We start from the raw sequence: 17,771 nt of genomic DNA on the forward strand, positions 1-17,771 counted from the left end.
AGGCCCGTTTCCGAATGCATGTCGCCCAAAAGTGGTAGGTTTGGGAAAAACGAATGCAAGACCAAAGGTCCAATCTTGCGCGGCATTGGGGCGGAAATCCGGGCGGGTCGCGCCAATTCACCAGTTTATGAGCGATGATAGGGATGTCCCGAAAGGATGGTGGCCACCCGATAAAGCTGCTCTCCCAGCATCACGCGCACCAGTTGGTGCGGCCAGGTCAGCAATCCGAACGACATCACCAGGTCGGCCTGATCGCGCAGCGACTGGTCGTGGCCGTCGGCGCCGCCGATGGCGATGATCAGCGCCTTGCGGCCACCGTCACGCAACAGGCCGAGGCGCCCGGCGAAATCTTCCGAGGAAAAACTCTTGCCGCGTTCGTCGAGCAGGATCAGCGCTGTGCCGGGTTGCAACTGCGCCTGCAGCTTCTGACCTTCCTCGCGCCGCCGCTCGTTGGCGGTCTGACCACGACCTTCGGCGATCTCGGCAATGCCGGCGAATTCAAGCCCCACCGCCGGGCCGCTCTTGGCGAAGCGCTCGAAATAGCGGTCGGCGAGCAGCTTCTCGGGGCCGGCTTTCATCCGGCCCACGGCATGAACTGATATCTTCATCCTTGCCCCTATAAGCCGCCGATGCACGCGATGACATGCATCAAAACAAAGGCGGCTTAGTGGAGGGTCTCTTCCTCGAGATCCGGCGCCTGCCACATCTTTTCAAGATTGTAGAATTCGCGGACCTCGGGGCGGAAGACATGGACGATGATGTCGCCCGAATCGATCAGGACCCAGTCGGCACCTGCCAACCCCTCGACGCGCGCCATGCCGAGCCCGGCATCCTTGAGCGCTTTGAGAAGGTGATCGGCGACAGCCGAGACATGACGGTGCGATCGACCCGAAGCGACGACCATGTAGTCGCCGAGGCTCGATTTTCCCTGGATGTCGATGGAGACAATGTTTTCGGCCTTGGAGTCTTCCAGACTGGCAAGGACTGTCTTGATGGCGCGGGACACGGCGTCGTCTACGCTGATCCTGGCCGGCGAAGGCATGATATCGGCCTTCTTCCGCAGTGCTGTTCTCAGTGTATTTCCTTTCGCAGCAAGAACAACCAAATCACCCTTGAAAGCAGGTGACGCCACTTAGATAGGCAGAGTTCCCTTACAGTTTCAAGACGGGACCTGCCTGGCACGAACGTATTCTCGTTCCTGTGGTTCCCCCGCACGCCGGAAAAGATCGGAACCCTCGCTCCCCGCATGGGTTATCGGCTCACCGACCAACCGGATTTTCACCATGCCGATCGACCCACAAAACACCCTTGCCACCGTCCAGGCCGGCCTCGCGCAACTGAGCACGCTGATCATTTCATACTCTTTCTCGGCCATCGGCGCCGTCATCCTTTTGGTTGTCGGCTACATCATCGCTGGGCTTGCCGAACGTTCGATCTTCGCCGGACTCGGCCATATCCATGGCTTCGACCAAACGCTGCGGCATTTCTTCTCCAAGATCGTCCGCTATGCCATCCTGATCCTCGTCACCATCATGGTGCTTGGCCAATTCGGCGTGCAGACGGCGTCGATCATCGCCGCCATCGGCGCCATAGGCCTGGCCATCGGCCTGGCGTTGCAAGGCACGCTGCAGAACATCGCCGCCGGCATCATGCTTCTGGCGCTGCGGCCGTTCCGCATCGGCGAATCCGTCGAGGTCGGCTCGATTGCCGGCACGATCGAGGAGATCGGCCTGTTCGCGACCAAGCTCAGGACCGCCGAAGGCGTCTATATCCTGGCGCCCAATTCGACGCTGTGGAATCAGCCGGTGCGCAACTTCACCCGCAACGGTGTGCGCCGCAGCGACATCACACTCTCCATCGGCTCCTGGAACGACATCGACCGCGCCCAGAAGACCTTGCTCGCCATTGCCGCCGCCGACCGGCGGGTGAAACGTGAGCCGGCGCCGATCGCTTTCGTCGCGACATTGGGCGACAGCACCGTGTCGATCGCCTTGCGCTACTGGACATCTTCGGCGGACTTCTTCGCCACCCAGACCGACCTCACCAAACGTGCCAAGCAGCAATTCGACTCGGAAGGCATATCGATTCCGCTGCCGCCACCGGAAGCGCCAGCGCCGGAGGCCCGCCGGCAATGATCGGTTAGCCGTTGCGCCGGTCTTGCTCGTCCGGCGCGAACGCAAGTTCGACCGGCAAAGGCGCCTGCGCGGTCATCGGTGCGAAACTGCCGGTTTCACCGGCGGGAACCGGACGCGTCGTGAACACACGCAGAAGCACGAACAGGCAGAAGGCTGCCGCGATGAGGATCGCTACATAGATGAAGGTCCGCGTCCCGAAGACGGCCGAAAGCGCCGTTACGATGCCCGGCACGATGAAGCCCGAAAGCGACCAGGCAAACAACAGCGTACTGGACATCGCCACCATATCCTCCTTGCCGGCACGGTCGGAGGCATGCGCGCTGGAAAGCGAATAGATCGATTCCGAGGCGCCATCCCAGATGATGTAAATCACCACCAGCGCCGCCAGCGCGCCGCCGTCGAACCCAAGCGCGAACAGGCCGGCGACCATGGCGAGTGCGGATGCGGCGACCAGCACATAGCGGCGGTCGGTGCGGTCGGAAATCCAGCCAAGCGGGATCTGCAGGATCAGCGTGCCGACCGGCATCGCCGAAAGCAGCAGCGCCACATCGGCTTGGCTGTAGCCCTTGGCCGTGGCGTGGATCGGCGCGAAGCCCGCGATCGACATCGACAGGCCGCCGACCGCCAGCATGCCGGCGACGCCGACCGGCGAAATCCGCCAGGCCCGTCCGAGCGCCACCGAGGCCGCCCGCGGTGCCGGCGGCTGGGCCAGCCTGGTCATCCCGACGGGGAGGATCGACAAAGCGGTGAAGGCGATACCGATCAGCGGCGCATCCGCGGTCCTGATATCGATCAGCGCCAGCGTCGCGTAGCCGACGCCGAGCCCGGCGACATAGGCAACGTAGAAGAAAGCCATCACCCTGCCGCGGATGGCATTGGCAATGGCATCGTTCAGCCAGCTCTGCGCGACGATGAACAGACCGCATATGGCAAAGCCGTAGAGCGCGCGGGCGGCGATCCACAGCAGCGGATGCGGGCCGGCGCCGACAGCGGCGTTGGCCAGCGCGATCAGCGCCGACAGCACCATGAAGGCGCGGGCATGGCCAACCCTTCTGACCAGCGGTCCCGTCAGGATGCAGCCGGCGAGGCCGCCGGCCGAAAGTCCGGTGATGATCAGCCCGGCCCAGGTCGGATCGAAGCCCTCGGCGCCGAGCCGGACCGGGATATAGGCAAACATCAGCCCATTGCCCACGGCTATCAGCGCCATCGACGCGATGACGCTGGCAATCGCGATCAGCGGCGTGGGCTCCGTGCCTTGCCCGACTTCGCTGCGGTTTTTCCTGGGAATCGACATGCCTGCTCATGATTGCCCACGAAACGGGCAAAGGGAGCGATAAAAGCGACATGGCCGGGCGAGCGGGCTCACCCCTGTGCCAGTTTGCGGATCGCGCTCGACGACAGCGACGAACGCGGGCCGTGGATGAACGTCCAGGCCGGCGCCTTCATGCGGGCAAGCCGTGGCGCATCGCCTTCGTCGACGCGGGCATAGTCGAAGGTCTTGGCGACAACCGATGACAGGAACGACAGCGTCGCTCCCGGCCGGTCGATCACCGCGATCGGGAAGGTCATGACGATCTCGCGCCAGCGCTGCCAGCGATGGAAATCGCGCAAACTGTCCGCACCCATGATCCAGACGAAGTCGACGCCGGGATTGCGCGCCTTGACCAGCGCCAGCGTGTCGGCGGTGTAGCGGACATGATGGGCCCCCTCGACGGCGGTGACCTTGATCTTCGGGTTCTTGGCGATCTGCTCGGACAGTTGCAGCCGTTCGCTGAGCGGCGCCAGCTCGCCTGTGCTCTTCAGCGGGTTGCCGGGCGTCACCATCCACCAGAGCTGGTCGAGCGCCAGGCGTCGCAGCGCAATCTCGGCGACCAGCGCATGGCCGGCATGCGGCGGATTGAATGAACCGCCGAACAGGCCGACGGCCAGCCCCTTCTCGGCATGCGGCATCTTGAGATAGTGGGAGGGGATTGCGGGTGGGGAAGGGGATAGCATCGCGCTAGGCACCCCCCTCTGCCCTACCGGGCATCTCCCCCACAAGGGGGGAGATCAGCAGTTTCGGCGTAGGCGTAAATCTTGCAGCGTTGAAGACTGGCGAAATCAGAAATGTCAGCCAATCTCCCCCCTTGCGGGGGAGATGTCCGTCAGGACAGAGGGGGGTGGCTGGGCGCAAGCTTCAGGCCCTTCGGGCAAAAGACGTCAAGGCCTCACCTGTCCGGACCCGCGCACGCGGTATTTGAACGAAGTCAGCTGCTCGACGCCGACCGGTCCGCGCGCATGCATCTTGCCGGTGGCGATGCCGATCTCTGCGCCCATGCCGAACTCGCCGCCATCGGCGAACTGGGTCGAGGCGTTGTGCAGCAGGATCGCCGAATCGATCTCGTTGAAGAACCGCTCGACCGCTTGCGCGTCCTCGGCGACGATCGCCTCGGTGTGATGCGAGGAAAAGGTTTCGATGTGCTCGATTGCGCCAGCGATACCGTCGACCAGCTTCACCGCGATGATGGCATCGAGATATTCGGCCACCCAGTCGAGATCGGTGGCCGGCTTGGCGTCGAAAAATACTTTCAGCACTTCGGCGTCGGCATGGATTTCGCAACCCGCGGTGCGAAGTGCGTCGAGGATCGGCACCAGATGTGTGGAGGCAACCGCACGGTCGATCAGCAGCGTCTCGGCGGCACCGCAGACGCCGGTACGCCGCATCTTGGCGTTGACGGCGATCCGCACCGCCATGTCGAGCTCGGCTGAGCGGTCGATGTAGAGATGGCAGATGCCTTCGAGATGCGCGAAGACCGGCACCCGTGCCTCGGTCTGCACCCGCCCGACGAGGCTTTTGCCACCGCGCGGGATGATGACGTCGAGCGTACCGTCCAGTCCTTTCAGCATCTCGCCGACGGCGGCGCGGTCGGTGGTCGGCACCAGCTGGATGGCGTCTTCCGGCAGGCCGGCTTCCTTCAGCCCGTCGACCAGGCAGGCATGGATGGCGGCCGACGAATTGAGCGAATCCGAGCCGCCGCGCAGGATCACCGGATTGCCGGCCTTGAGGCAGAGCGCGCCGGCATCCGCCGTAACGTTCGGCCGGCTCTCGTAGATGACGCCGACGACGCCGAGCGGCGTGCGCACGCGCTCGATATGCAGGCCGTTCGGCCTGTCCCATTGCGCGATCACGTCGCCGACCGGATCGCGCAGCGCGGCGATCTCCCTGATGCCTTCGGCCATGGCCAGAATGCGCGCCGGATCGAGCTTCAGTCGGTCCATGAAGGAGACGGAAAGCCCGGATTCCTGACCATTCGAGACATCGATGGCGTTGGCGTCGAGGATGTCCTGCCCACGCGCGACGATCGCCTCGGCCATGGCGAGGAGTGCGGCGTTCTTGGCGGCGGTCGTGGCAATGGCCAGCGGTCGGGCGGCGGCGCGGGCGCGGCGGCCGATATCGGCCATCAGCGCGACGGTGTCGTCCCCGGATTTTTCATGCAATTTCAGCATGCTCATCCTCCGCTTACATCGCCACCGGCCAGCACTTGGTTACCGGCTCCTACTTGGTCACTGGAATGGCTCACCACAAGGTCGTCGCGGTGGATCATCGCCGAACGCGCCTCGTAGCCGAGCACGGTTTCGATCTCGGCCGTCTTCAGACCAGCGATCCTTACGGCATCGGCGGCATCATAGGCAACCAGCCCACGGGCGATCTCGCGGCCCTCGGGCGACAGGATCGCCACCGTGTCGCCGCGCGAGAAATTGCCACTGACCAGCTTGACGCCGGCCGGCAGCAACGACTTGCCCGACAGAAGCGCACCAATGGCGCCGGCATCGACCGTCAGCCGGCCAGCCGGTTCGAGCTGGCCGGCGATCCAGGTCTTGTAGCCCTTGACCGGGTTGCTGCTCGGCCGGAAGAAGGTGGCGCGCTCGCCGCGTTCGATCGCCATCAGCGGCGACAGCCGCGTGCCGGACGTGATGATCATCGCCGTGCCGGCGGCGGTCGCGATCTTGCCGGCATCGAGTTTCGTGCGCATGCCGCCGCGCGACAGCTCGGAAGCGGCGGCTCCCGCCATCGCCTCGATGTCCGATGTGATCCGGTCGACCACCGGAATGAACTTTGCATTGGGGTCCCGCGCCGGAGGCGCCGTGTAGAGCCCGTCTATGTCGGAAAGCAGCACCAAAAGGTCGGCGCCCATCATGGTGGCGACGCGAGCCGCCAGCCGGTCATTGTCGCCGTAGCGGATTTCGGAGGTGGCAACCGTGTCGTTCTCGTTGATGACCGGCACCGCCTTCATCTTCAGGAGCGTCGAGATCGTGGCCCGCGCGTTGAGGTAACGGCGGCGCTCCTCGGTGTCGCCGAGTGTCAGCAGGATCTGGCCCGATTTCAGGCTGCCCTTGCCGAGCGCATCCGACCAGGCGCCGGCCAGTGCGATCTGCCCGACGGCTGCCGCGGCTTGGCTCTCCTCGAGCTTCAAGGCGCGCTTGCCGAGGCCAAGGATGGTGCGGCCGAGCGCGATGGCGCCGGACGACACGACGAGGATTTCAGCACCGCCCTGGGCAAGCACGGCAATGTCGTCGGCGAGCGAATCCAGCCAGTCGCGCTTCAGGCCCGTCGCGCGGTCGACGAGCAGCGCCGAGCCGATCTTGACGGTGATGCGCCGATATTTTTTCAGCGACTGCATAGTCCTATCTGTCCCAGCGCGTCTCGACCGGTGCAGCGATCCGCGCGCGTGCCTCGGCCACCACCGACATCAGCGCCCGCAGCACCGCCTCGACACCCTCGCCGGTGACCGCCGACAACAGCATCGGCGCGCGGCCGGCGGCACGCTTCAGCGAGGCGACCTTCTTCTTGCGAGCCTCGGCGTCGAGCGTGTCGACCTGGGAAAGCGCCACGATCTCGACCTTGTCGGTCAGGCCGTTGCCATAGGCCTCGAGCTCGGCGCGCACGGTCTTGTAGGCCTTGCCCGGATTTTCCTCCTGCGCCGAAACCAGATGCAGCAGCACGCGCGTGCGCTCGACATGGCCAAGGAAGCGGTCGCCGATGCCGACGCCCTCATGCGCGCCTTCGATGAGACCCGGAATGTCGGCGATGACGAATTCGCGCGCGTCGATGCGGGCAACGCCGAGGCCGGGATGCAGCGTCGTGAACGGATAATCGGCGATCTTCGGCTTGGCGGCGGTGACCGCGGCCAGGAATGTCGACTTGCCGGCATTCGGCAGCCCGACCAGCCCGGCATCGGCGATCAGCTTCAGCCGCAGCCAGATGTTGAGCTCTTCGCCCGGCAGGCCGGGATTGGCGCGGCGCGGCGCCTGATTGGTCGAGGTCTTGAAATGCTGGTTGCCGAAGCCGCCATTGCCGCCCTTGGCCAAGAGAAAGCGCTGGCCGACCACGGTCAGGTCGCAGATCAGCGTCTCGTTGTCCTCTTCGAACACCTGCGTTCCCGCCGGCACTTTCAGCGTGACATCGGCGCCCTTGGCGCCGGTCATGTTGCGGCCCATGCCATGGACTCCGGTCTTGGCCTTGAAATGCTGCTGGTAGCGATAGTCGATCAGCGTATTCAGCCCGTCGACGGCCTCCACCCAGACATCGCCGCCACGACCGCCGTCGCCGCCGTCCGGCCCTCCGAATTCGATGAATTTTTCGCGCCGGAACGACACCGAACCGGCGCCGCCGTCACCGGAGCGGATGTAGACTTTGGCTTGATCGAGAAATTTCATGGGATTTCGCAGTTTCTACTAGTGGCTTTGCGGCATTGCTCTAAACCTTGGGCCTTGCTCTAAACCAAGGCGCGGCGAAGGGCGAGGCCGTTTTGTGACAATGGCCGCATGGATCGGCCGGAGAGATGTTGGATGAAGCTTGTAACTTACAACATCCAGTACGGTATCGGTCTCGACGGGCAGTACGATGTCGGGCGCGTCGCTGACGCCGTGCGCGGCGCCGATGTGATCGCACTGCAGGAGGTTACCCGCAACAACCCCAGGAACGGCGGCCGCGACATGGTCGCCGAGATCGGCGAGGCATTGCCCGATTACTTCGCCGTCTATGGCAGCAATTTCGAAGCCAACATCGGCTCCCACCTCGAGAACGGCCGCGCCATCACGAAAACCTTCCAGCTCGGCAATATGATGCTGTCGAAGACGCCTATTCATCTGTCGCGCAACCTGCTTTTGCCGCGCAGCCGCAGTTTCGAGATGATGAACTTCCAGCGTGGCGCGCTGGAAGCGCTGATCGAGACACCGCTGGGTTTCATCCGCTTCTATTCCATCCATCTCGATCACCGCAGTCCTGTCGAACGCGCCAGTCAAATCCAGTTCCTGCGCCGGCGCCTGTTGAACTATGCGCTCGAAGGCGGCGCGCTGTCCGGCGTCGCCGAGATCGGCCTGCCGGAATTGCCGCATCCCGAAGCCTTTGTCGGCATGGGCGATTTCAACATGCTGGCCGGCTCACCGGAATATGTCGAACTCGCCGGCCGGCCGGACCACGAATTCGGCATGCCGCTGACCGCCGATTTCGCCGTCGATGCCGCCTTGCGCCTGAACGCCACCGGCGACGATCTCGTCAGCTGGGTCGACCCCAAACAACCCGCCAATCCCAACCGCCACAAACGCATCGACTACATCTTCACCAGCGCTTCGCTTGCCAAATCCCTGAAGCGCCTGTGGGTCGACCGAAAGGCCGTCGGTTCGGACCACCTGCCGGTGTGGGTCGAACTAGGCTGATTCCATGTCCGAACCCTTGGTTTCAACGCGACGCGCCGAGATGTGTTGAGATTCAGGTCAGGCCGAGCCGAAAACGCTGGTTTTCGAGAACCGGAGCGGAGCGTACTTAAGTACGCGAGCACCGGAAGCGCAGAAAACCAACGTTTGCAGGCCGGCCTCACCTGAATATCAACATATCTAAAAGTGCACCCAGTTCCGGAGACTCGTCCAGGTCTTGCGGTCGAGTCGGTAGCGCTCGACCGGCACCTGGCCGGCGACGATCGAGTTCAGCATGCCTTGGCCGGCATACTGGAACCCGCACTTGTGGATGACGCGGCGCGAGGCTGGATTGATGACCCGCGTCGAGGCATGCAGCACCTGGATCGACGTCCTCTGGAAGGCGAGATCGACCAGCGCATGCGCTGCTTCGGTCGCATAGCCCTTCTTCCAATAGGGCTCGCCGATCCAGTAGCCAAGCTCCAGTCCGCGATCGGTGGTGTTGAGACCCGCGCAACCGACGAAAGTGTCGGTGCCGGCCAGCGTCAGGGCGTAGGCGATGCCCGCCCGGCGCGACTTGGTCATGGCGAGGAAGGCGCGCGCCTCGGCCTCGCCATAGGGGTGCGGCATGCGGGCCAGCATTTCGGCGACATGACGGTTGTCGGCAAGCTCGACCAGTTGCGCGATATCGCCTTCGTGCGGCGCCCGCATCACCAGTCGCTCGGTGACCAGCACCGGGCAGTCTATCGCGTAACTTTCGTCTTCTGAGTCTTCCGCTTCGGCAACCATTTGAAGTCCTCCAGGCACAAGAAAAAGGGGAGATGGAAACCCATCTCCCCTGATCCATTTCCTGGTTTTGCCAGACACCGGTCCCGAGATGGGCGCCGGTGTTCTAGTGCGGAACCGGCTACTCCGCGGCTTTGGTAATCGGGTTGACCGATACGTAGGTTCGGCCGTTGGCTTTTTTGTTGAACGTCACGGCGCCGGTCTCGAGCGCAAAAAGCGTGTGGTCCGTGCCCATGCCGACATTGACGCCGGGATGCCACGTGGTGCCGCGTTGACGAATGATGATGTTGCCCGGGATGACGGCTTCGCCGCCGAACTTCTTCACGCCCAGACGCTTGGAATGCGAGTCGCGACCGTTGCGCGACGAGCCGCCAGCTTTCTTGTGTGCCATCTAACTAACTCCGTTGCGCCGCAAGGCGCCTAAAAGGCGTTATGAACGCGTTCGCGTTCCGTTTCAAGTCCGATCCGGCGACCTAAACGCCAGAAAAATTACTTCGCCGCCAATTCCTTGGCCTGCTCGCGCCAGTCCTTGATCTGGTCGGCGCTGAAGGGCATGTGCTCGTCGATCTTGGCGACATCCTTGTCGGTCAGCTTGGCGAGCTGAGCGAAGGTGATGATGCCCTGCTCGTTCAGATCCTTGGCTGCGACCGGGCCGATTCCCTTGATCACGGTCAGATCGTCCGGCTCGCCCTTCGGCGCCTTGAACAACGGCGCTGACGCGGTCTCGGCTGCCTTTGTCTCGGCTGCCTTGGCCTTGGGCTCCTTCTTCGGCGCGGCTTCCGCCTTCGCTTCCGTGGCTGCCTCTGCCTTGGCTTCCTTCTTCGGCGCCTTGACCGCTGCCGTCTTCGTCGGCTTGGCACCACCCAGCAGGATCTCGGAGATCCGCACGGTGGTCAGAAGCTGACGATGGCCGATCTTGCGGCGCGAATTCTGCCGGCGGCGCTTCTTGAAGGCGATGACCGTGCGGTTCTTGCCCTGCTCGACGACTTCGGCGGTGACCACCGCGCCATCGACGAACGGCGCGCCGAACGTGACATTTTCGCCTTCGCCATGCGCGAGAACGTGGCCGATCTCGACCATATCGCCGACATTGGCTTCGACTTTTTCGATCTTCAGGAGATCGTTGGCGGCAACGCGATACTGCTTGCCACCCGTTTTAATGACTGCGAACATTTTTTGCCTTTCGCTGTTCGGTCGGCCTTGATGAACCGCCTCTGGCGGTTCAGCCGTCTTTTTGTCAGTCTGCGGGTTCAAAAAACAAGCGGCGCGGAAGAACCCTCCACGCCGATTGCGCGCTGTCCCTAACCGAAGGTTGAGTGTGAGTCAAGGCAGACAGCCGCGCCGGGTTATTGGCGGCAGGCACTGGCCGTGTCGACAGCACCGCGCCGCGCTGCCGTCGTGGAAGCAAGGATGCGTGACTGGTCGGCAACCTGCCTCGGTCTCCCTGCACCGGACCCGCCGCGAATCCGCCGCTTGTCCGGCAAGCCAAATAACTGACGGATTTGGCCTTGTAACCTGCCCGTTCAGCCGTTATCTAGTGCGCCGCGCCGGCAACGGCCGACCATGACCGCGGAGAGGTGGCAGAGTGGTCGAATGCACCGCACTCGAAATGCGGCATGGGTGCAAGCCCATCGGGGGTTCGAATCCCTCCCTCTCCGCCACTCTGCTTCGGTCCATTCCGCTGCCGAAAATCACCGAGTATCTGGAAGGATACGGCAGTTTTTGGCCCTAATCCAATCTAGAAAGGGTCGCCCGCCCAATCCTCATGTCCGTGGCGGATTCGGACAATGAGGATGTCGCCGTCCGCTTCGATCCGGTACACGACAAGATGGGCCTTGCACGGGTGGATGCGCATTGGCGGCGAGATCTCCCGGCGCTCCCGCGCCATGCGCGGATTGGCGGCGATCAACTCAAAGACCGCAAACAACCCCTCATGATACTGTCTAGCCTGCACCGCGCCGAACAGACGCACTCCCTGCTCGGCAATAGCGACAACGTCTTCTTCCGCCGCCAGGGAAAGGCGGAACCCCATTACCCGTTGCCGCGCGTCGCATCGGCCCGCGTCAACGCGGCTGCAAAAAGTGCGTCTTTGGAACGACCCCCGATGCCACTTTTCAGCCCGTCATCGACATAGCGCTGCATGGCCGCAATCTTGTCATTGCGCTCCTGATCCCGGCGGATCAGATCACGCACATAGTCGCTGGCATTTGCATAGCGACCTGTTCTAGTTTGCGCCTCGACCCAGTCTTTCATGGGGTCGGGCAAGGATACGTTCATAGTCGCCATATCGGCCTCCATTGATTGCCATTATGGGGTATTTTGGCAAACTTTGTCAAAAACCTTTGCTGTTCCGCCACATCGCCAGGACGAGACGGACACACGAACTCGGGAAATAGCGTTTGATTTCAACTCCTGGCAGAGCCTGCTCGTCACGCTTACCGGCCTGGCGCCGATCACGCTGATCAGCATCGGCATCGCCTGCTGATAGTGTTCACGAATCTACAGCGCCGCGAGCGCATGGACTGCCGGATCAACGAGCGCCCACGCACCTGATCGCTGCCGACAGGGCACTGGATGGATCATTCACCGGAACATGGCTGTCGATCCTATCCATCTGCGCGACTTCGCGAGCGGGAATCGTGGAGGACGATACGACCGTCGACCTCAAGGTCGAATGCGTCGGGGATCGGACCACGCTCGCAGCATCCGCAATGCGGTCGAAGCATGCCTGTCCGACATCCTGCTGCTCGGCACCGAAGGCGTCCAGCCACGGCCGGGGCCATCCGCGAGTTCGTGGTCGCACATCTCCGCCCCTCCGATGCAGAAGAGTAATAACCGGGTATACCTCTCGCGGTGACCCGGATATACTTTGCGATCCGCGCCGACGAGAATTTGCTGAAATAACTGCCGTCTCTTGCGGAAATATTCGCTTTAGGAGATGCTGATCCCTGGCCTTGGGAGGGCTTGGGGATGAAAAGAAGAACATTGATGGCACTCACTGCCATTGTGCTGCTCGGTGGCTGCCAAACAAGCAATCAAGCCGACTACATGCAAATCGGATATGGACCCAGTTTCGAGGTTGCGCATGCTCAGTGTGAGATGCGGAAAGGGTCGGTGGACCAAGGTTATCTTGCCATCGGATCGCCGGCCTTTGTTGCCGGCGCTGGCCTTGGCAACGCACTCGGCAATGCGATAGCCGAAGATCAATACATGAAGAACTGTCTGATCATCAGCGGCTGGAAACGGGCACCTCAAGGAAAGGCGTCGGCCGCAGTTGCCAATCCGGCCACTCCGGCCGGTGGCTTTGGCCAGCAGCGCGCACCTGGCAGCTGGATAAATACCGCCCTTCTGGATTGGTCGTCAGCCAATAATCAGTGCATTGCCGGCAACAAGTCCGCCTGTGCTACCCGGACCAAACTGGGGGCTCAGCTAAGGGCTGCGGGCGTCAATCCGGCGCCGATCTGAGTTCCTCAAGATCGGACCGGAAGTCGTAGCCAGAAGGGGTTTAGGTATTCTCTGCAGGGGGAGGGCCTGACGTCAGCCCACGCCATCCGCCCGATGCCCCTCGATCGCGCTCAGAAAAACCTCGCCGAACTCCTTGAGCTTCGCCGCCCCCACACCATTCACTTCGGCGAAGGCGTCGAGGTCGCGAGGGCAGCGTTCGGCCATGTCGATCAGCGTGCGATCGGAGAACACCACATAGGCCGGCACTTGGCGCTCCTTGGCAAGCCGCAGGCGCAAGGATTTGAGCGCGGCCAGCAGAGATGCGTCCACGCCTTCGGCGTTCATACCCTCGGTCGCTCGCATCTTGCGCAAGGCGCGGGTGCGGACTTCGACCCGATAGTGGAAGGGCATCTCGCCACGGCCGAGCGCATGGCCTTTTTCGGCGATGGCGAGACCGCCATGTCCGCTCGGATCCGGTTCCAGGAACCCGCCAGCGGCGAGCTGCCGGATCAGCGACAGCCAGAAATCCTTCTTGTGCGCCAGCCCACTGCCGAAGCTGGCGAGCCTCTGGTGGTTCCTGGCCAGCACCTTCTCGGTTTCATGACCGAGCAGAATGTCGATGACATGACCGGCGCCGAAGCGTTCTCCGCTCTGCGCGATGGCCGCCAGGATGACCCGCGCCTCCGCCCCGCCATCGGCGCGCGGCGCCTGGTCGAGGCAGGTGTCGCAATTGCCGCAGGGCGAAGCCTCTTCACCGAAATAGCCAAGCAGCACCTGGCGGCGGCACTGCGACGTCTCGCAATAGCCGATCAGCGTGTCGAGCCGGCGATGCGAGCGCCTTTTGTGCTCCACGGCAGCGTCCTCATCGTCGATGAAAAGCCGCCGCATGCGGATGTCGCCAAGGCCGAACAGCATATGCGCTTCCGCATCCCGCCCATCGCGGCCGGCACGGCCGATCTCCTGATAGTAGGCCTCCAGGCTGCCCGGCATATCGGTGTGGAAGACATAGGCGACATCGGGCTTGTCGATGCCCATGCCGAAGGCGATGGTCGCCACCATGACAACGCCGGAGAGCGTCATGAAGGCGTTTTGATTCGCATCACGTGCCTCCTTGCTCATGCCGGCATGATAGGCGAGCGCGGTGACGCCGTTCTTTTCGAGGAAGGCCGCCATCTCTTCCGTCTTCTTGCGCGACAGGCAATAGACGATGCCGCTGCGGCCGGGATGACGCTCGACGAAGCGCAGCAACTGGCGCTTGCTGTCCTGCTTGGCCTCGATCGCAAGCTTGATGTTCGGCCGGTCGAAGCCAAGCACCAGGGTTTCGACACGCTCGCCGAACAGCCGGGCTTCGATATCCGTGCGCGTGCTCTCGTCTGCTGTCGCCGTCAGCGCGATGATCGGCACGTTGGGGAAAATGCCGCGCAGCCGCGACAGGTCCTCATACTCGCGCCGGAACGCCGGGCCCCATTGCGAGATGCAATGCGCCTCGTCGACGGCAATCAGGCTGATATCGAGCCTGGCCAGCGCGTCGAGCATCCGCTCGGTCATCAGCCGCTCCGGCGCGAGGTAGAGCAGGCGCGTCTGGCCCGAAGCGACGCGCCGCCAGGCGGCGATATTGGCATCGCGGTCGATCGAGGAATTGATCGTGTCGGCCGCCACGCCGGCAAGGCGCAAGGCGGCGACCTGATCCTGCATCAGCGCGACCAGCGGCGAGACGACAATGGTGAGCCCGCCCAGAACCAACGCCGGAACCTGGTAGCAAAGCGATTTGCCCGCGCCCGTCGGCATGACAGCCAGCACATGGCGCCCGGCCAGCAGCGCGTCCATGACATCGGCCTGGCCGGGACGAAAATCATCGAAGCCGAACACGTCCTTCAGGACGCGCCGTTTGGGATCCGCGGCTGGGACGCTCATTGCCGATGCCTGCATCAGGCAGACACCGGGCTGGAATTTCGTGGACTGGAGAGGATGTGGAAACCGGTCAAAACGACTCTCTGCATGGGCGCCTTGGCTTAGCGCAGCTGTTATCGCACCACAACAGGAACAAGCCGGTATAAGGGATGGTCGGACTTCGGGGGCGCCGAAGGAGGCCAACCGATCGACGGCATTGAGCAAGGGCAGGCCTTCCCTGGGAACACCTCCAGCCCCGCTGGTTCCCTCACGCACCACGATGTAAGCTTGGCCCGACAAGCCAAGGCATCCGCCACGCGCTGTCCCATCTCAGGGGCTGGATGCGCGAGCGTCGTGTCGCCACCGCCATGCCGTTCCTGCCGGGCAGAAATCGCCTCGTCGCGCAGCCGCTCGGTGTCGTCGGGCGCCCTGGAATTATCCTTTCCAGCTCGCCGTCGCGCCGGTCACGGCGGCGCTCGCCGCCGGCAACCGCGTGCTCAATCCCGCCTGAGCGCCGGGGCCTTGCTGCGCCCGCCTTACGGCAAGACGTTCGAGCGGCTTTTCAGCCTGCTACGGCACATCACCCGACCGAACGCGGCCATCAGCCATCGTCACCACTCGGAACCGGCGCGTTAAGACTATCTTCACCATCATGCGGCAGCTTCCGCATCCTGCGGTCATGTCTTGAGTACCGCGGCGCCACAAGCGCCCAGGCAACAACCCGCGCCTCCTTTGGGGCGCGGGTCTTCCCTGCTCGATCTCTTCGGCTAGGCGAGAAAATCGGCCCGGTGCGGCGTAAAGCTGTCGACCAGCCGCCCCGCTTCCAGTGCCTTGACGCCGTGAACCAGACCGGACGGCACGATGAAGCTGCCGCCGGCCGCGAGGATTTCGGTCCGGCCGTCGATGGTCACCTCGAAGCGACCCTCGGCGACGTAGCTCGCCTGGACATGTGGGTGCGAATGCAAGGCGCCGACCCCACCCTTGTCGAAGCCGAACTCGACCATCATCAATTCGTCCGTGTGCAGGAGAACGCGTCGCCTGTTGCCGTCCGGCGTCGCCGTCCAAGCGCCCTCGCCGTCATGCGCGAAAATCTTTGCGGTCATCGTCATCTCCTCAGAGCAATTCCAGGAAAAGTGTGAAACGGTCTTCCGTCCGGAATTGCGTCAAAACAAAGAGGTAGCGCAGTTCGGCGCTTCCGTGAAACGATGAACCGTGCTAGCGCGCCAGCCAGCCGCCATCCACCGGCACCACCGCGCCATGCATGTAGTTCGACGCCGGCGCCAGCAGGAAGACGGCGGCGTCACCAATATCACCCGCCTCGCCCCACCGGCCGGCCGGGATGCGCGCCAGGATGGCGGCGCTGCGATCGGGATCGGCACGCAGCGCCTGCGTGTTGTTGGTCTCGATATAGCCGGGCGCGATGGCGTTGACGTTGATGCCCTTTTGCGCCCATTCGCAGGCGAGCAGTCGAGTAATGCCGAGCACGCCATGCTTCGAGGCGGTGTAGGACGCAACGCGGATGCCGCCCTGGAAACTCAGCACCGAGGCGATGTTGACGATCTTACCCTGACGCCCGCCGGCCAGGACACGCCTGGCAAAGGACTGGCAGAGCAAAAAAGCCGTCTTCAGGTTGACGTCCATGACGTCGTCCCAATCGGTCTCGCTGAGATCGACGGCATCGGCGCGCCGGATGATGCCGGCATTGTTGACCAGCCCGTCGAGCGGACCGCTTCCGTCCCAGATACGGTCGAGCATCGGGCCGGCGGCAGCCGTGTCGGCAAGGTCGGCGCTCACCGCCTCGAATTCCTCGCCCAACGCGGCGACCCTGCTTGCCGTTTCGTCCATCGACGAGCGGCCGACGCCGATCACCACGCCGCCGGCGCGTGCGATCGACACCGCGATGCCCTGGCCGATGCCGGTGTTGGCGCCGGTGACGAGGATGCGCTTTCCGGCCAGGCTGAAGGCGGAGAGGTCGCTCACCGCAATTCGTCCAAGGCCACCGGGTCAACGTCGGTATAGTCGACATTGTCCCCGGCCATCGCCCAGATGAAAGCGTAGTTGGATGTGCCGGCGCCCGAATGGATCGACCAGCCCGGCGACAGCACCGCTTCCTCGTTGCGCATCACCAGATGGCGCGTCTCGTCCGGCTCGCCCATGAAGTGGAAGACGCGCGCCGTCTCGGCCAGGTCGAAATAGAGATAGGCTTCCATGCGCCGGTCATGCACATGGCACGGCATGGTGTTCCACACCGAGCCAGGAGCGAGCTGCGTCATGCCGACCACCAACTGGCAGGTCTTTGCGCCCTCGGCATGGATGAACTGGAAGATCGAGCGTTCGTTGCAGGCATCCTTGCTGCCGAGGTCGAGGCGTTTGGCATCGCCGATGCGGATCAGCCGGCTGGGATGAGCCTGATGCGCCGGCGCGCTGAGCAGGTAGAATTTGGCCGGCGCGCTCTTCTCCGCCGACGCGAACGACACGTCGGCTGTCCCCATGCCGAGATAGAGCATGTCGCGCGCCTGCAATTCAAAGGACTGGCCGCCGGCCTCGATGACGCCTGCCCCACCGATGTTGACTGCGATCAGCTCGCGGCGGTCGAGGAAGTTCTTGGTGCCGGTCGGCTTGATCGCCTCCAGTTGAAGCGGCGAACCGGTCGGCACGGCGCCGCCGACGATCATGCGGTCGTAATGGGTATAGGTCAGGCTGACGCGGCCGGGCTGGAACAGGTCTTCGATGTGGAAATTGTGGCGCAGCTCGTCGGTTCCCATCGCCGCGGCGGCGACCGGATCGATGGCAAAGCGGGAGGTGAAGTCGATATGGCTCTGGCTCATTGTTGTCCTGACT

The 17,771-nt window shown here is 63.5% G+C and carries 19 protein-coding genes, 1 tRNA gene and 1 pseudogene; 5 read left to right on the top strand and 16 right to left on the bottom strand.

All coding sequences use genetic code 11. The features are described 5' to 3' along the window. Positions 1-125 precede the first annotated feature (125 nt). Together rlmH and rsfS are read right to left on the bottom strand one after the other, a co-directional pair. Positions 126-608 (bottom strand): 23S rRNA (pseudouridine(1915)-N(3))-methyltransferase RlmH, encoded by a 483-nt coding sequence (gene rlmH / locus NKG99_RS05415; RefSeq protein WP_352864985.1) that lies wholly within the window; start codon positions 606-608, stop codon positions 126-128. Between the two features lie 56 nt (positions 609-664). Then, positions 665-1,042, bottom strand: coding sequence for a ribosome silencing factor (rsfS, locus tag NKG99_RS05420; RefSeq protein ID WP_023758584.1), 378 nt, complete (start codon positions 1,040-1,042; stop codon positions 665-667). A 241-nt stretch (positions 1,043-1,283) separates the two neighbouring features. Here rsfS and NKG99_RS05425 point away from each other — a divergent pair, with 241 nt between their 5' ends. Next, positions 1,284-2,135 carry a mechanosensitive ion channel family protein gene (locus NKG99_RS05425; protein WP_352864986.1) on the top strand — a complete coding sequence of 284 codons (852 nt, stop codon included), beginning with the start codon at positions 1,284-1,286 and terminating at the stop codon, positions 2,133-2,135. Between the two features lie 4 nt (positions 2,136-2,139). On the opposite strand, the gene NKG99_RS05430 is transcribed toward NKG99_RS05425, so the two are convergent. From NKG99_RS05430 to obgE, 5 genes are all read right to left on the bottom strand, one after another. Continuing rightward, a complete protein-coding gene (locus NKG99_RS05430) occupies positions 2,140-3,429 on the bottom strand; it encodes an MFS transporter (RefSeq protein ID WP_352864987.1) in 1,290 nt (429 codons plus the stop codon). 68 nt (positions 3,430-3,497) lie between these two features. Then, positions 3,498-4,130 carry a nicotinate-nucleotide adenylyltransferase gene (locus tag NKG99_RS05435; protein WP_352864989.1) on the bottom strand — a complete coding sequence of 211 codons (633 nt, stop codon included), beginning with the start codon at positions 4,128-4,130 and terminating at the stop codon, positions 3,498-3,500. 204 nt (positions 4,131-4,334) lie between these two features. Beyond that, positions 4,335-5,621 (bottom strand): glutamate-5-semialdehyde dehydrogenase, encoded by a 1,287-nt coding sequence (locus NKG99_RS05440; protein WP_352864990.1) that lies wholly within the window; start codon positions 5,619-5,621, stop codon positions 4,335-4,337. Positions 5,622-5,623: 2 nt separating this feature from the next. Beyond that, entirely contained in the window at positions 5,624-6,796 is a 1,173-nt protein-coding gene (gene proB / locus NKG99_RS05445; protein ID WP_352864991.1) for a glutamate 5-kinase, read from the bottom strand. Positions 6,797-6,800: 4 nt separating this feature from the next. Beyond that, entirely contained in the window at positions 6,801-7,832 is a 1,032-nt protein-coding gene (gene obgE, locus NKG99_RS05450) for a GTPase ObgE (protein WP_352864992.1), read from the bottom strand. Between the two features lie 132 nt (positions 7,833-7,964). On the opposite strand from obgE, the gene NKG99_RS05455 reads away from it, so the two are divergent. Continuing rightward, complete coding sequence (locus NKG99_RS05455; RefSeq protein ID WP_352864993.1) at positions 7,965-8,834, top strand: endonuclease/exonuclease/phosphatase family protein; 870 nt, start codon at positions 7,965-7,967, stop codon at positions 8,832-8,834. A gap of 177 nt (positions 8,835-9,011) precedes the next feature. Here the strand turns inward: NKG99_RS05455 and NKG99_RS05460 are convergent, their stop codons facing one another. The 3 genes from NKG99_RS05460 to NKG99_RS05470 all read right to left on the bottom strand — a co-directional run bounded on the left by NKG99_RS05460 (position 9,012) and on the right by NKG99_RS05470 (position 10,769). After that, positions 9,012-9,599 carry a GNAT family N-acetyltransferase gene (locus NKG99_RS05460; protein ID WP_023758577.1) on the bottom strand — a complete coding sequence of 196 codons (588 nt, stop codon included), beginning with the start codon at positions 9,597-9,599 and terminating at the stop codon, positions 9,012-9,014. 118 nt (positions 9,600-9,717) lie between these two features. Beyond that, the gene (rpmA, locus tag NKG99_RS05465; RefSeq protein WP_015315190.1) at positions 9,718-9,987 is read right to left on the bottom strand and encodes a 50S ribosomal protein L27; all 270 of its coding nucleotides are present in this window, start codon (positions 9,985-9,987) and stop codon (positions 9,718-9,720) included. Between the two features lie 98 nt (positions 9,988-10,085). After that, positions 10,086-10,769, bottom strand: a complete 684-nt coding sequence (locus NKG99_RS05470) for a 50S ribosomal protein L21 (RefSeq protein WP_352864996.1) — start codon at positions 10,767-10,769, stop codon at positions 10,086-10,088. A 398-nt stretch (positions 10,770-11,167) separates the two neighbouring features. Here NKG99_RS05470 and NKG99_RS05475 point away from each other — a divergent pair. Further along, positions 11,168-11,257, top strand: a tRNA-Ser gene (locus tag NKG99_RS05475). Positions 11,258-11,334: 77 nt separating this feature from the next. Here NKG99_RS05475 and NKG99_RS05480 read toward each other — a convergent pair. Together NKG99_RS05480 and NKG99_RS05485 are read right to left on the bottom strand one after the other, a co-directional pair. Continuing rightward, a complete protein-coding gene (locus NKG99_RS05480) occupies positions 11,335-11,628 on the bottom strand; it encodes a type II toxin-antitoxin system RelE/ParE family toxin (RefSeq protein ID WP_352864998.1) in 294 nt (97 codons plus the stop codon). Then, the gene (locus tag NKG99_RS05485) at positions 11,628-11,882 is read right to left on the bottom strand and encodes a type II toxin-antitoxin system ParD family antitoxin (RefSeq protein ID WP_352865000.1); all 255 of its coding nucleotides are present in this window, start codon (positions 11,880-11,882) and stop codon (positions 11,628-11,630) included. Before NKG99_RS05485 ends, NKG99_RS05480 begins: the two co-directional genes overlap by 1 nt. A gap of 702 nt (positions 11,883-12,584) precedes the next feature. On the opposite strand from NKG99_RS05485, the gene NKG99_RS05490 reads away from it, so the two are divergent. Continuing rightward, positions 12,585-13,061 carry a hypothetical protein gene (locus NKG99_RS05490; protein WP_352865003.1) on the top strand — a complete coding sequence of 159 codons (477 nt, stop codon included), beginning with the start codon at positions 12,585-12,587 and terminating at the stop codon, positions 13,059-13,061. A 72-nt stretch (positions 13,062-13,133) separates the two neighbouring features. Here NKG99_RS05490 and recQ read toward each other — a convergent pair whose 3' ends face one another. Beyond that, positions 13,134-14,969 (bottom strand): DNA helicase RecQ, encoded by a 1,836-nt coding sequence (recQ, locus tag NKG99_RS05495; RefSeq protein WP_352865006.1) that lies wholly within the window; start codon positions 14,967-14,969, stop codon positions 13,134-13,136. Between the two features lie 266 nt (positions 14,970-15,235). Here recQ and NKG99_RS05500 point away from each other — a divergent pair. After that, positions 15,236-15,429 (top strand): annotated as a pseudogene (locus NKG99_RS05500) (aldehyde dehydrogenase family protein); the annotation flags it as partial. Positions 15,430-15,697: 268 nt separating this feature from the next. Here NKG99_RS05500 and NKG99_RS05505 read toward each other — a convergent pair. The 3 genes from NKG99_RS05505 to kduI form a co-directional block, all read right to left on the bottom strand. Next, positions 15,698-16,033, bottom strand: a complete 336-nt coding sequence (locus NKG99_RS05505) for a cupin domain-containing protein (protein WP_352865008.1) — start codon at positions 16,031-16,033, stop codon at positions 15,698-15,700. A 112-nt stretch (positions 16,034-16,145) separates the two neighbouring features. Beyond that, the gene (gene kduD, locus NKG99_RS05510; protein ID WP_352865011.1) at positions 16,146-16,910 is read right to left on the bottom strand and encodes a 2-dehydro-3-deoxy-D-gluconate 5-dehydrogenase KduD; all 765 of its coding nucleotides are present in this window, start codon (positions 16,908-16,910) and stop codon (positions 16,146-16,148) included. Then, positions 16,907-17,758: a 5-dehydro-4-deoxy-D-glucuronate isomerase gene (kduI, locus tag NKG99_RS05515; RefSeq protein WP_352865013.1), complete on the bottom strand. Its 852-nt coding sequence runs from the start codon at positions 17,756-17,758 to the stop codon at positions 16,907-16,909. Before kduI ends, kduD begins: the two co-directional genes overlap by 4 nt. Positions 17,759-17,771: the final 13 nt, after the last annotated feature.

Source organism: Mesorhizobium sp. M1409 (assembly GCF_040317535.1).
Lineage (GTDB): Bacteria > Pseudomonadota > Alphaproteobacteria > Rhizobiales > Rhizobiaceae > Mesorhizobium.

Bases quoted from the DNA above. Each gene is read 5' to 3' on its own strand.
- NKG99_RS05490 (WP_352865003.1), top strand. From the start codon at position 12,585: ATGGCACTCACTGCCATTGTGCTGCTCGGTGGCTGCCAAACAAGCAAT.
- NKG99_RS05435 (WP_352864989.1), bottom strand. From the start codon at position 4,130: ATGCTATCCCCTTCCCCACCCGCAATCCCCTCCCACTATCTCAAGATG.
- obgE (WP_352864992.1), bottom strand. From the start codon at position 7,832: ATGAAATTTCTCGATCAAGCCAAAGTCTACATCCGCTCCGGTGACGGC.
- NKG99_RS05505 (WP_352865008.1), bottom strand. From the start codon at position 16,033: ATGACCGCAAAGATTTTCGCGCATGACGGCGAGGGCGCTTGGACGGCG.
- proB (WP_352864991.1), bottom strand. From the start codon at position 6,796: ATGCAGTCGCTGAAAAAATATCGGCGCATCACCGTCAAGATCGGCTCG.
- kduI (WP_352865013.1), bottom strand. From the start codon at position 17,758: ATGAGCCAGAGCCATATCGACTTCACCTCCCGCTTTGCCATCGATCCG.
- NKG99_RS05460 (WP_023758577.1), bottom strand. From the start codon at position 9,599: ATGGTTGCCGAAGCGGAAGACTCAGAAGACGAAAGTTACGCGATAGAC.
- NKG99_RS05470 (WP_352864996.1), bottom strand. From the start codon at position 10,769: ATGTTCGCAGTCATTAAAACGGGTGGCAAGCAGTATCGCGTTGCCGCC.
- rsfS (WP_023758584.1), bottom strand. From the start codon at position 1,042: ATGCCTTCGCCGGCCAGGATCAGCGTAGACGACGCCGTGTCCCGCGCC.
- rlmH (WP_352864985.1), bottom strand. From the start codon at position 608: ATGAAGATATCAGTTCATGCCGTGGGCCGGATGAAAGCCGGCCCCGAG.
- NKG99_RS05485 (WP_352865000.1), bottom strand. From the start codon at position 11,882: ATGGCGACTATGAACGTATCCTTGCCCGACCCCATGAAAGACTGGGTC.
- rpmA (WP_015315190.1), bottom strand. From the start codon at position 9,987: ATGGCACACAAGAAAGCTGGCGGCTCGTCGCGCAACGGTCGCGACTCG.
- NKG99_RS05455 (WP_352864993.1), top strand. From the start codon at position 7,965: ATGAAGCTTGTAACTTACAACATCCAGTACGGTATCGGTCTCGACGGG.
- NKG99_RS05480 (WP_352864998.1), bottom strand. From the start codon at position 11,628: ATGGGGTTCCGCCTTTCCCTGGCGGCGGAAGAAGACGTTGTCGCTATT.
- NKG99_RS05425 (WP_352864986.1), top strand. From the start codon at position 1,284: ATGCCGATCGACCCACAAAACACCCTTGCCACCGTCCAGGCCGGCCTC.
- recQ (WP_352865006.1), bottom strand. From the start codon at position 14,969: ATGCAGGCATCGGCAATGAGCGTCCCAGCCGCGGATCCCAAACGGCGC.
- NKG99_RS05440 (WP_352864990.1), bottom strand. From the start codon at position 5,621: ATGCTGAAATTGCATGAAAAATCCGGGGACGACACCGTCGCGCTGATG.
- NKG99_RS05430 (WP_352864987.1), bottom strand. From the start codon at position 3,429: ATGTCGATTCCCAGGAAAAACCGCAGCGAAGTCGGGCAAGGCACGGAG.